The sequence below is a fragment of the Brevibacillus laterosporus LMG 15441 genome, assembly GCF_000219535.2.
Taxonomy (GTDB): Bacteria; Bacillota; Bacilli; order Brevibacillales; family Brevibacillaceae; genus Brevibacillus_B; species Brevibacillus_B halotolerans.
In genome coordinates this window covers 3,323,953-3,336,798 of sequence record NZ_CP007806.1, presented here as the reverse complement: position 1 = coordinate 3,336,798, position 12,846 = coordinate 3,323,953, and the positions used below count along the sequence as shown (strand labels likewise).

At 37.3% G+C, this 12,846-nt stretch carries 7 protein-coding genes; 4 read left to right on the top strand and 3 right to left on the bottom strand.

Annotated features, from left to right (window positions below; translation table 11 throughout):
* The first annotated feature begins 345 nt into the window (after window positions 1-345).
* Window positions 346-1,392, top strand: coding sequence for a PTS sugar transporter subunit IIC (locus tag BRLA_RS14345; protein ID WP_003335850.1), 1,047 nt, complete (start codon window positions 346-348; stop codon window positions 1,390-1,392).
* Between the two features lie 959 nt (window positions 1,393-2,351).
* Here the strand turns inward: BRLA_RS14345 and BRLA_RS14340 are convergent.
* The 3 genes from BRLA_RS14340 to BRLA_RS14330 all read right to left on the bottom strand — a co-directional run bounded on the left by BRLA_RS14340 (window position 2,352) and on the right by BRLA_RS14330 (window position 8,226).
* A complete protein-coding gene (locus BRLA_RS14340) occupies window positions 2,352-4,244 on the bottom strand; it encodes an ADP-ribosyltransferase (protein ID WP_003335852.1) in 1,893 nt (630 codons plus the stop codon).
* Window positions 4,245-4,479: 235 nt separating this feature from the next.
* The gene (locus BRLA_RS14335; protein ID WP_003335853.1) at window positions 4,480-6,942 is read right to left on the bottom strand and encodes a binary toxin-like calcium binding domain-containing protein; all 2,463 of its coding nucleotides are present in this window, start codon (window positions 6,940-6,942) and stop codon (window positions 4,480-4,482) included.
* A 717-nt stretch (window positions 6,943-7,659) separates the two neighbouring features.
* Entirely contained in the window at window positions 7,660-8,226 is a 567-nt protein-coding gene (locus tag BRLA_RS14330) for a helix-turn-helix domain-containing protein (protein ID WP_003335855.1), read from the bottom strand.
* 200 nt (window positions 8,227-8,426) lie between these two features.
* On the opposite strand from BRLA_RS14330, the gene BRLA_RS14325 reads away from it, so the two are divergent.
* The 3 genes from BRLA_RS14325 to BRLA_RS14315 all read left to right on the top strand — a co-directional run bounded on the left by BRLA_RS14325 (window position 8,427) and on the right by BRLA_RS14315 (window position 12,441).
* A complete protein-coding gene (locus BRLA_RS14325; protein WP_003335856.1) occupies window positions 8,427-9,392 on the top strand; it encodes a DMT family transporter in 966 nt (321 codons plus the stop codon).
* Between the two features lie 461 nt (window positions 9,393-9,853).
* A complete protein-coding gene (locus tag BRLA_RS14320) occupies window positions 9,854-11,212 on the top strand; it encodes an Nramp family divalent metal transporter (protein ID WP_003335859.1) in 1,359 nt (452 codons plus the stop codon).
* A gap of 245 nt (window positions 11,213-11,457) precedes the next feature.
* Window positions 11,458-12,441, top strand: a complete 984-nt coding sequence (locus BRLA_RS14315; RefSeq protein WP_003335860.1) for a carbon-nitrogen hydrolase family protein — start codon at window positions 11,458-11,460, stop codon at window positions 12,439-12,441.
* Window positions 12,442-12,846: the final 405 nt, after the last annotated feature.

The window sequence follows — 12,846 nt, the reverse complement described above, 5'->3', positions numbered from 1 at the left end:
CTGTTCTCAGACGATTTACATCAATCTTAATAGAAAGTAATGTTAGTTGCACTAACATAGCTCTGGTAGGTGATTTAAGAGGATGTGCTGCTCACGTTCTATATCATGTTATGTGGAATAAGCTAGAGCCTACTCTTTTTACTGCCTATTTACTGGTAATTCATTACGGTAATTTTATTGTAAGAAAAGTGAATGCTATTTAAATCAGAAGTTTTTAAATTAACTAAAAGTAAACGTTTGCTAATAAACAAGCTATAATGAGGGCGTATTATCATTCTTCATCATTTGAAAACTAGATTTTTGGCATTATTTCATACTAAACCTGATTAAAAGGAAGTTGATATCATGGAGATTCTTAAGGGTACGATATTACTATTATTTGTACTAAGTCTGTTTTCCCTTTTTAGTTTTAAAGCACCCAATGGAATGAAGGCTATGGGGGCTTTAGCAAGTGCGGCAGTTGCTAGTTTTTTAGTTGAAGCTTTTCAGCTATATGTTGGTGGCGATTTAATCGGTATACCATTTTTAAAGGAGGTTGGCCAATCTTCCGGTAGTCTCGGCGGAGTAGCTGGTGCAACTTTGGTTGCTTTAGCGATGGGTGTATCACCTGTTTATGCTATGCTTGTAGGGGCTTCTGTGTTAAATTTTGGATTGCTGCCTGGATTTATTGCCGGTTACCTTATATCATTTTTAGTAAAACAAATTGAAAAACGCGTACCAGAAGGATTAGATTTAATTGCTTGTATTGTAATTGCGGCACCATTAACAAGATTAATTGCAAAAGGAATGGACCCGATTGTAACAGTAACATTGAAGCAGATCGGTGCAGTTATTACATCATCAACTGATGCCAATCCAATTATTATGGGAATTATTCTAGGTGGAATTATTACAGTCGTTGCAACTGCACCGTTAAGCTCAATGGCATTAACAGCATTGCTCGGATTAACAGGGCTACCGATGGCAATTGGTGCCTTGGCGGTAACAAGCTCATCCTTTATGAACTATGTTTTCTTTAAACGAATGAAACTCGGAGATAAGCGTACAGTAATTGCCGTTTCGATTGAACCATTAACGCAAGCGGATCTCATTTCAGCCAATCCAATACCGGTATATATAACGAACTTTATTGGTGGAGCAACGGCGGGAATTATTATTTCAATGTTTGATCTGATTAATAATGCAACCGGAACAGCAACGCCAATTGCAGGGCTTATGGTTATGTACGGGTTTAACGATCCAATGAAAGTGACATTATGTTTCTTATGTATTATGGTATCTGGTATTCTTTCAGGATATATTGGCTCACTGTTATTTAAAAATTACCCAATTCGTACAGCAGAGCAAATTCGTGGTACGGACGGAAAAGCAATAGATGCGGCAGCTTCGTAAATGAATGGGTTAAAATCGGACCAAAATACTAGTAGTGCTTCATGCAACAGATAACGTGGACCTGAAGCAGCACTAACAGGTCGTAGTGCAAGAAGGGAATTTTTACATGGGCACATACGAAAACAAGGCAATTACACGTAAAATCAAGTCGATTAACCGATGTACAGGATATCCTTTCCCTTTAAGTATATTCGTGCGATGAGATGAGACTTACAGTTTTTATAGACGAAGTTACGCTAGTAAGCCAGTTGAAATTAACTCAATTAGGAGGTTGTCCCTATCATTTTATTCCTTCTTTTCATAGTATGTAGCATACTCTTGGAAACAAGGTGAAAATATGGTAGAAGTTACTTGTATAAATGAAGTAAATGGCCAATTTTTCCTAGTTGTCACGCTGCTGGTGTGACAATTCGAACACCTATTAATGAAGCATTAGCAAACTTTCTGCTATCGCTAGGTGTACCGAGCTGCACATAAATTTGGTTTAACTAATTCTTGCTTAAAAAAGACAGAGTGAAGGAATGATTGTTTTGGGACAAGTGCTCCAGAGATAGAAGGAGGGGTTGTCCCTTTTTTTATCCGCAGCTTGTTGCCGTGTGAAGTGGCTTCAAGCATTTTCCATCCTGCTTTAATAAAATAGGTTTTATTATAAGCAATTATAGGAAGCAGAAAAACGGGGTAACAAAACGTGTAAAGGGGCGCGCTATTTCCTGGGACATAAGTATGAGTAAAAATGTGGGTGATAGGGAGGCTCTTTACGTATAAATAGATCGTTTCGTCTGGGAGTTAACTTAGGTGGTATTACTTATGCAGGCATGATAGAGGCTTATAAATTACTAAGAAAACCATTCTCGGACTTTATAAGAGAATACACCCCTTCAGCAGTCAATGGAAAACCTTATGGGTTACCGCTGAGCGTTAGGGGTGCATAGATTACGGAAAAACGGGTTGAAGTCTATTTAGTTGGTAATAGAATCTAATTTACTCTTCAAATCAGTTACGTATTCAACGATTTCGTTGTCATTTAATTGTTGCATTGTTTCATAATGGTTATACATTGTTTTTACATCTTCTAGCCAAGTTTGATATTCTTCTTTTTCTTGGCTGCGGCTACTTGTTACTAGTGAATCCAGGATAGCAGCATCTTGTTTAGTAACATGACTGAGATTACCTACAATCGTATTAAAAAACTCTACTACTTCTTCCTTATCCATTTTGTCTGATTTTTTTAATAGACGATCCAGATCAGATAGAGACTCATCTAAATCAATTAATTTTTCTATCATATCTTCTTTTAGACCCTGTCTGTCTAATTCTCTTGCTGCTGTATTGACATTTTCTGCAAGGTGGCTCGGAAGTAACGTTGCTTCTACTAGTAAATTTGTTTGTTTAACGCCAGACTTTTTCGTGTATTCGTAGGTGTCAATTTTATCAATTCTGTAAGAAGAACCTTTATCTATGATTAGTTCGGATTCTCCTTGATAGGTGGCAAGATCACCAAAAATATACGCAGCATGCGTTCCTTCTGGAATATTTATTTTAACTAAAACTGTTTTCGCATCAAACGATTCACTAAAATGGTTCGCTACTGAGGTACTAAGGAAAGCTTTTTCTTCTCTAATGGAACCTTCTAGCTGATTTTTCAATTTCTCTACAACATTTTCGTTTTTAAAATTAGTTGTTATGTCAATGCCTAGCGCATCTTTTCCCACTTTTCTATAGACAGTTCCTGCTTCTGAGAGAGGGGACTTAGCTAAAGCCTTTGACATATCTCTTACTTCTTTAATCTTATCTAAAGGCAAATCGTTCTCTCGTAGTCCTTTGTTGATCGTTTTATAATTTTGCGTGGTATATAATTGGATGGCAGATTTTTGTTCAGGCTTGAGTTTTTGACTATAATCCTTATACATTTCTTTGTACCATGTGTCAGCCGCTGTTACGTTTTCCTCGAAGTCTTTTCGCTCTGGCTGTTTTTCTGGTGCATCTACGCTCTTATTTATTTCTTCAAATCCATTTTTATTCATTTCATCCATGTACTTGAACATTTCAGGCGCATAAGTCTTTAATACCGGCTGATAGGTTGGTTCATAATAATATGAAAAGGCTTGTGCAAACACTTCGCGAAAGCCATCGATGTGTTCTTTCACATATTCGGAATCAAACTTCCCCTCATGAGTTGGTAAATGGGATAGGAGTAATGCGCTTGCATCCTCGTCTGCTTGTACACGATCTAAAGCATCTATAAATGCTTCATTGACAAAAGTTTTTTCTTCAAACGTATCACGAGCGATTGCTTTTCCGAATTCATAATAAACCTCTTTGCTTTTTGTGTGGCTATCCGAAAACTCTTCCGTATGAATAATCAGAGCTGGTTCCTTCCCACCAATTGAAAAGACAACATGAGAATCTAAGGATACTTCATTTCCTTCGCTATCTTTTATATTTTTGTCTTTTTCACTGATTTTTTCGACTAAAGGATTTTCCGCAATACTTTTTTCGGTCAGATGAATTTTTCCTCCCGCTTTTTCATACATTTCCAATGCTTCTGGTGGAAGTTTTTTTAATAGTTCTTGGGTATCTTCTAAGCGTCGCTCATCTTCCTTGTTACCTTCTGCTTTTACAATTCCTTTTATGACTTCCTTCATTCTTTCTTCTCTGGCTTTTTTCTCTCGCTCTTTCTTTTCTTTATCTTCTTTGTTTTTCTTTTCTTTATCCTCTTTCTTTTTATTTTCTACATCATGTATTCCATTTGCTGCATAAGTAATATGGGAAAACGCTGGAGAAGCGGCTGTTAAAGCTAACAGCATAGTAGTTGTACTCAAGACTTTCAACATTTTATTTCTGTGTGGCATCTAAATTCCTCCTTACAGGTAGTAAATCTTAAAAGATAATAGTGTGTTGAATAGGCAGTAAAAAATAGATCATCGTCTATCTATGTGCGCTACAGTAGAAGAAAAAAACCCTCTTTTTTAGTAAGTCTAATATGTGATTACTATGTAAAAGAGGGCTATTTTTGATATCTATGGTATAGAGAGAGGAGAATGTATCAACTTCGTGTTCATTTCATTGTCCAATATGAACGACAACTTAACTTTCTTTCACTAGTTTTACTTCCCACTTTTGATTATCAGTGCCTTTGTAATCTCGTACCTGAATGTTGGACCCGTCTGAAGTGTTTGAACCATCTACATCTAGCACTTTAGTAAGGTCTTTCTTATTTTTTAAGATATAGAAGTCATTATCAATCCATTCAGGAATCCAAAAATGTTCGGGTTTCCCTTCAAACGCTGTAGCAAATACATTAGTGGAATCCTGATAAGCATTCCAAGCCATAATTTTATCGTTATTTTCTACGCTGCGAATCACATAGGCTTGATGAGAGTCATCATATTCTAACTTCCATTTTTGATTATCCTCATTGTTCTTTTCCCACACTGTGATATTATTATCGCTTTTATTCCAATCAACTAGACTTGTATTCTTTAATGCTGTTTTAATTTGATAGGTTCCATCCTCAATTACTCTGTTGGGTACTAATGCACCATTTTCATTAAAATAATATCTTTTCCCATCTATCATTTGCCAACCAGTTTGCATCACGCCAAATCTATTGTAATATTTTTCTCCATCAAATTCTTCCCAACCAGATACCTCAACTTCATCAATAGGTTCATCATTATTCGGCTTGATTAGAATATTCATTCGAGCATGCAGTTGGACGTCATAGATATTTTCTGATTCCATATCTTCTAATTGTTTTTCTATATTTTCAGCAGTTTCTTCATCAAATACCAATTTAAACTCATCTATACTTTTATTGTCGTAATATAAGGTTCCATCCTTGTCCTCAAAACCAAAAGCTAATTGGAGCGCTTCTCCTAATGTAACATCTGGCTTCGTTTGTTCGGTGTAGTCGTCAGGATCAACAGCAGCTACTCGTCTTTCTGTCTCTGAATCATCTGTTTTTAAGATCAATCGAGCAGTAGTTTCCTCAATTTGAGGGATAATATGACTCCATTGCTTCTCTTTATCAACTGATACTAATTTTGTTTTAGGATCAATTACTCCTACATAACCGGAAACCTGATTTGTTTGCAAGCGCATTTGCTGTGTTTGCTCTAGTTTATCAAGCTGATCTTTATTGATTGTAATAGGGCTAGAACCGAAATCGTCTTTGGTTTGTAGAGAAATAGCTGCTTGTTCTTTATTTGGATAAAAACGGTTCGGTAACACTACATTTGCTAGTTGGTTTTCTTTTGCTTTAATTGTTGAAATGGTGTCGTTATCTCCTAGCACGAGTGAGGTAGTAGGTGCTGCATCATAAATAGGTGCTGTACCACTATTCACATAGCGGATATTCGCATTAAAATAGGCAGCCTCTCCTGCGTTTAGGCCTAAGGACTTGGACCAGTTTTTCCCTAAACTCTCAGAGCTTGAACGATCAATGGTTACGGTCTGTGAATTGCTGGCGCTCAAATTAGTAGATACACTTCCACCAAAATTAAAGAGGGAAGCGTGGACTTCAGCTCCAACAGAAACCTCTACTGAATTAGTATTGCTTGTGGAAGTACTTCCACTGATTGAACTACTTGTATTCCCGCCATTTTCTAACGTTTCATGTCTATTTTTCGAGATAATAAATTTCTCCATATGAACTTGTAAATTAGGATATGCAGCAAGCAATGGATTTCTCACTTGTACCTGTTTATCAATCATTCCTGATACTTTGGCAAAATCACTATACGGATCGGAAGCGGTACTCCATTTCAATGGAGATGATTTATATTTCGTTAGTGGAGCACCAGATTTCGTGCGTTTTTTTCCATGAACTTTTTCAATCCAAGGCATCAGGATAAGTTTTTTATTCTTAACATCCAAGGTGTATCCCTCAACTTCTAAGGAATCAGGGATGCCGTCACCATCACTATCTTCAACTCCGTCATCAGAAGCTGAAATACTTCTTTTTTTTCTGCTAGATTCATTCTCTGGTTGATTCTTTATGTCAGGAAGCAGTAGATTTCCCTCTGGAATGATTTCTTCCCTTCCTTGTGGAGTAATCCAGTTAAGCTGTAAGCCAAATTCGTTAGCGGAAGCGGATTCTGGCTGATAAGTAATTTTTACTTTATAAAGCTTCCCTTTTTTTAATTCGATTTTTTGCGTAGCAGAGGAGTGATCGATGACTTGTTGATCATCTATCCATAGCATGGTGTGGTCATTATCAGACGTGGAGAACGTATATTCACCTGATTTTTCTACCTTAATAAATCCTTTCCACATGGCAGATTGAAACTGTTGCAATTCCTCAGGCAACATGTCATCTAGTTGATCGCTGTCAATGGATAAATCGCCTGTCTCTGAATTCGAGATCAGAGCAGTCTGTTTTAATTCTTTATCATTAAAATAGTAGCCAATTAAGCCTTTAAAATTAGCATCTTGTGTAGTTACTACTTCCTTTTCGTGTGAAGCCGCATGTGATATTTCTGGATAGGTTGCAAATTGACCGAGAAGGGCAGTTGCCATCAAACATTTATACATGTTAGGTAACTTCATGGGATCATCTCTTTTCTGTGGAGTATTTGAGTGTTACGGTTTCATCCAAGTATATTTTCTCAAAGTCGTACGCCTTTGAAATCATACCTAGCAATAAGGAAAAACGTGCGTAATGAAGAGAAAAACCTCCCTTTTATCAATAACAAATTTCACATTGGTATAATTTGTTTTTATTTTTAATGAAAACATTTTATCATTTGGTTTTCTGTGAATTGAATAGCGAAAAATATATTTGTCAAAGTTACTTTTAGCCGTTCATTTGTAAGAAAAAAATCACGATAAGCATAGAAATCTGAACGTAAAATTGTGGAATGTAGGATCATGTAGAAAAGCTTTGCAATGCCGTTGTTCACGAGTGCATGGCATACACTAAATGAGGAGAGTAAGGGGGGAATAAGTAAGCGCGTTCATTATGTTTTACCTGTCAACCAATAGATGAAAGCGTGAACAAAATAACTAATGGATAGATAAAAAGTGGAGGGGAGTGAGAGCTTTCCTGAGGAGAACTTTTTGGCGGAAAAGGTTCTTAAAACAGGAAAAAGAGTGATCGAGCTTTAGTTTGAAACGGTGAGCTAGTAAGCAACGTGTTGTAAATAGGAGCTGATATAAAGAATACTAGACAAGCATGAGTGCCAGCTCATTACTGGCACTTTCCTTTTTACTGGAATAGGTATACATATACTAAAAATAGGCAGGGTCACTATGTACAATCAATAGCTATTTATAGCTAATGGTTAAATGGAGTACAACCTGTTCATCCCGTACGTTCATGTAAACATGCTTTTCACTCGCTGTAAACTGAATGGTGTCGAATTTGTTAAGTGTATAAGTGGCTTCACCAATTGTTAATTGAACTTCTCCTGCCATTACAGTAGCAATCTCGATCGTTCCAGGATGATGGGCTTCAGGCTCATACCGACAATGAGGTTGTAGGAAGCCACGATACATCTCAATACCTCCTCTGGTATCACTAAACAATGGTTCGAGCACCCATGCCTGACCCTCTTCTGAAATTTGTGGTCCTTGTCCAGCACGTAAAATATTAATTTCATTTTCCGGTTTTAAGAGTGTCATTAACGGTACAGAAAGACCGTTTGAAATTTTCCACAGCATCCCTAGCGTTGGATTGGTTTCACCTCGTTCAATATTTCCAAGCGTCAGCTTACTGACTCCTGTCTTTGCCGCTAGTTCCTCTAAGCTTAAATTCTGTTCCTTTCTAAGCTCTCGAAGTGTAGTACCTACAAATTGAATCAGTTTTTTTGTTTCATCATTAGTAGAACCCATATATAAATACACCCTTTTCGATGTTTAGCTTACTTTTTTCTTATTTTTATATATTATACTATATCAAATGAAGAGAGGATTCCTATTTATAAGTACTTTCTATTACATTTTTTATTCAATATAAGATATATTTTACTTTACATTATTACAGCAAAAGTATAATATAATATATCATAGTAGATAAAAAGAGGTGAATAAAAATGAGAGCAGTACTAGTTGGGATATTATCATCATTGTTTTTTTCAGCTACCTTTATCATAAATCGAGCCATGAATCTTGGGGGAACTAGCTGGGCTTGGACAGCATCTTTACGGTTTATTTTTGCCCTTCCATTTCTTTTTCTTATCGTATTGTTTAGAAAAAATCTAGGAGATTTATTCCGGGAAATGGCCAAGCATCCATTCCAATGGTTATTATGGGGGACAGCAGGTGGTGTTGGCTTTTATTCATTATTAAGTTTTGCGGCGGTTTATGGTCCATCCTGGTTAACATCAGGGACGTGGCAAGTCACGATTGTAGCGGGGGCATTGCTTTCGCCTATATTTTTTGTAACAGTACCAGCATTAAAAGGTCAGACGAGAGTGCGGCAAGCGATTCCTTTTAAAAGCTTGCGTTTTTCTGTCATTATTCTACTTGGTGTGATTCTCATGCAGGTAAATCAAGCAGGCCATTTAAGTGCTCAGGCATTTTTGCTAGGATTTATACCCGTTTTAATCGGTGCTTTTTTATACCCATTGGGTAACCGTAAAATGATGGAGCTGTGTGAGGGAAGAATCGATACCTTTCAGCGTACATTAGGAATGGCAATGAGTAGTTTGCCAATTGCGATTCTTTTGGGGATTTATGGAACGGTTACGGTGGGGTTACCGACTGGAACTCAATTTGTTCAGGCCATATTGCTGGCTCTATTCTCTGGAGTGATTGCAAGTATTCTTTTCTTCTTAGCAACAGATATGGCCAAAAACAATATGGGATTGCTTGCAGCAGTCGAATCCACGCAATCTGGAACGATGATCTTTACCGTTCTTGGTGAAGTGATTTTATTACATGGATCATTCCCCAGAGGATTATCTTTACTTGGAATGATTGTGGTTATAATTGGGATGATTCTGACGAGCCTAGCAAATGGCAAACAAAAAAGTCTAGCAAAGAAAAACGTTACGTAGACAGTGGGAGTTGTACAAAGAGAGAAGAGGGAGAGAAGCTAGCCAGAGAAGGCAGTTACAAATGTAGATAGTAAATTGGCTGGAGCCTCTGTAGTTGTTGAAGGATTAGCCGTAATAGAAAGTAGCATATCTCGATTAGCTACTAGCAACCGTATTTTGCATGATTCTCAATATGTAATTCTGAAGCCCTCTGTTCTATTTTCATGACAGAGGGTTTTGGGTTTATAAGATGCGGTTAAAAGGCTTTGATTGCATGTATCAACAGGTTGATCATTATTTAATCAGGATGAAAGTTTCCTTTGAGACAAAAAGTTGCATAAGGTTAAAAAAATATTTACAAATGAAACGATGTGGACGTATTATATTAATATATACACGCAATCGGTGTACTTTTTTTTACATATATTTTTTCCCTAAGGAAACATAATTTCCTTTACGCAATTTTAGTAGGAGGAAGAAACATGAATGCTCGAGTTGAAGAAGCAAAAGATAATAGCGGTTGGTTACAGAGAAGTTCCAATGTAAGCTTAGAAGAAGTGAATAATTCCGTGCGCATTCCTAGCAAGGCGGGGTTCTGGCGTAAATTTTTAGCTTTTGCTGGTCCTGGTTCGTTAGTAGCCGTTGGTTATGTTGATCCGGGAAACTGGGCAACGTCGATTGCTGGCGGGGCGCGGTTTGGTTATACCTTGCTGTCTGTGATACTCATTTCTAACTTAATCGCCATCCTACTTCAATCTTTGGCAGCTAAGCTGGGGATTGTTACCGGTCGGGATTTGGCGCAAGCTACTCGTGATTCGGTAGGTAAAAAAACAGCTTTTGTTCTCTGGATGTTAACTGAGCTTGCTATTATCGCCACCGATTTGGCAGAGGTGATCGGTTCTGCAATTGCCCTACATTTATTGTTTGGTATCCCACTTTTAGCGGGTATTGTCATTACCACGCTTGATGTTTTGCTATTATTAATGCTCCAGAAAAAGGGATTTAGAATTATTGAATCAATCATTATCGTGCTAATGACGACGATCTTTGGTGTATTTGCTTTTGAATTGATCATCTCAAAGCCAGAGGTATCAGCGTTATTATCCGGTTATGTACCTAAGGTTGAAATTGTTACAAATCCAGAAATGCTGTTTGTTTCCCTTGGAATTTTAGGAGCAACCGTGATGCCACATAATTTGTACTTGCATTCGTCCATTGTTCAAACCCGACAATATAAACGTAACCGGGAAGGGCGCAAGGAGGCACTTACGTTTTCAGTGCTTGATTCAACCGTTTCCCTGACTGTTGCTTTCTTGATTAATTCCGCTATTCTCATTCTCGGAGCAGCAGCTTTTCACGGAACTGGCTTGGATGTATCTGAAATTGAAGGTGCCTATGAGCTTTTGAGTCCGACTGTAGGTGTTGGTATTGCAAGTACATTATTTGCCGTTGCATTGCTCGCATCCGGTCAAAATTCAACAATAACTGGAACCCTAACAGGACAAATTGTCATGGAAGGCTTTATCCAATTACGTATTTCACCTTGGCTTCGTCGGATTATTACACGTTTAATTGCTGTCGTTCCAGCGTTTATTGTAACTTGGATAGCTGGCTCTAGAGGAACAGGGGATTTGCTCTTATGGAGTCAGGTGGTACTTAGCCTGCAGCTTCCATTTGCGGTTATTCCACTCGTATTATTTACAAGCGATAAAAGGAAAATGGGCGAGTTTGTAAATCGAACGTGGGTCAAATGGCTAGCTTGGTTGTCCACTGGCGTTATTTTAGCATTAAATGTCTTTTTGGTCGGATATATTCTCATGACTGGTCACGACTTGGGCTGACAATTAGGCTAGCGATGGGTTCAATTTGAAAGGCTTTACTATCTGCATCTATATAAGTGACATTCAATGTGAGAGATCTTCATTTTTTGGGAGGTCTCTTTTTCTTGCCCTTGATTTGGTGGTGGATGGATAAAATAACCACAAGGTGGATGGTTACACCAATTTTAGTAAATGATAGCATTCTTGTTGTAAGAACGATTCAAACCTATTTGAGAAGGAAATAAACAAAAACAAGAGGAGGAATTATGATGAAGAAATATCCGAAATTTTGTGCAGCAGCAGTTCAAGCAGCGCCCGTATATCTAGATTTAGATGCAACGGTTGAGAAATCTTGCAAATTGATTGATGAAGCTGCGACTAATGGTGCAAAGCTAGTCGCATTTCCAGAAGCATTTCTTCCGGGATATCCTTGGTTTGCGTTTATTGGACACCCAGAATATACAAGAAAATTCTATCACGAGCTATATAAAAATGCAGTTGAAATCCCCAGCTTAGCCATTCAAAAACTAAGTGAAGCAGCTAGAAGAAATCAAACGTACGTTTGCATTTCTTGCAGTGAAAAGGATGGGGGCTCCTTATATCTTGCACAATTATGGTTTAATCCGAACGGAGATTTAATTGGAAAGCATAGAAAGATGAGAGCATCGGTTGCAGAAAGGTTGATCTGGGGTGATGGAAGTGGAAGCTTAATGCCTGTATTCGAAACAGAAATCGGAAACCTGGGTGGTCTTATGTGCTGGGAGCATCAAGTGCCATTAGATCTTCTTGCTATGAATTCACAAAATGAACAAGTTCACGTCGCTTCTTGGCCTGGATACTTTGATGATGAAATCTCCAGTAGATATTATGCGATCTCAACCCAAACCTTTGTCATAATGACCTCATCCATTTATTCTGAAGAGATGAAAGATATGATTTGTTTAACACCAGAACAAAGAGAGTATTTCAACACATTTAAGAGTGGGCATACTTGCATTTATGGACCTGATGGAGAGCCGATTAGTGAAATGGTACCGGCAGAAACAGAAGGAATTGCTTATGCAGAGATCGATATCGAAAAAATCATTGATTTTAAATATTATATCGATCCAGCAGGACACTACTCCAATCAAAGCTTAAGCATGAATTTCAATCAAAATCCTACTCCTGTTGTGAGAAAATTTGGAGAGAGAAAAAACGAGACGATTTCTTATGAAGAAATCAATTTATTGGTAGGCAGTGAGCGATAATGTCAAAAAATCGGCTAGATTAAGCGAGCAAAAAAAAGTAGATCATCAAGCATAACTTTTATCATATTTTTTAAAGACTAGTCCTACATTTGAATAGAGACCATATTCATAGAACCCTCATGTCATTATGCGAGAGGGTTTTTCATATTTTTCATAAATAATAGGTTTTTTCTAAAAATAACATATTTTTATTTGTGAGACTATTTTTATAGCATGACGTAGAAAGCCCGGTAAATAGGGCTTTTTCGAATGTTAACAAATTCTTGTTTATCTATAAATTTAATTTTTTTGTAAAAATAAGAAAAAAATTCTTGATAATAGTTCTCAATGTAACTATAATGATTACAGGAGGTGAACAAATTAGAAGAAAGTGGTTAGAAGCAATTTTAATAATTTTCATAGTTT